The following is a 396-nucleotide window of genomic DNA, read 5'->3' as shown; positions in this document are numbered from 1 at the left end:
GGCCATGGCCCAGGTGCAGCTGCAGGAGTCTGGGGGAGGATTGGTGCAGGCTGGGGGCTCTCTGAGTCTCCTCTGTGCAGCCTCTGGAGGTACTTTCAGAAGCCATCGCATGGGCTGGTTCCGCCAGGCTCCAGGGAAGGAGCGTGAGTTTGTAGCAACTATTAGCTGGAATGGTGATAGCACATACTATGCAGACTCCGTGAAGGGCCGATTCACCATCTCCAGAGACAACGCCAAGAACACGGTGTATCTGCAAATGAACAGCCTGAAACCTGAGGACACGGCCGTTTATTACTGTGCTGGAAGTCCGCAATACACTTTCCCTGGGGACTCTAAATCCTATGACTACTGGGGCCAGGGGACCCAGGTCACCGTCTCCTCACACCACCATCACCA

Annotated in this window: 1 protein-coding gene; it reads left to right on the top strand. The window is 56.1% G+C overall.

Annotated features, from left to right (window positions below; genetic code table 11):
* Positions 1 to 4: 4 nt before the first annotated feature.
* Positions 5 to 396: immunoglobulin heavy chain variable domain-containing protein (locus OO258_RS27365; RefSeq protein WP_266035035.1), on the top strand; the 392-nt coding region annotated here is incomplete at its 3' end.

Origin of the sequence: Pseudomonas sp. DCB_BI, assembly GCF_026240995.1 — a bacterium.
GTDB lineage: Bacteria > Pseudomonadota > Gammaproteobacteria > Pseudomonadales > Pseudomonadaceae > Aquipseudomonas.
Note: the sequence above shows the minus strand (reverse complement) of the source record. Positions and strands in the feature narration are given on the sequence as shown.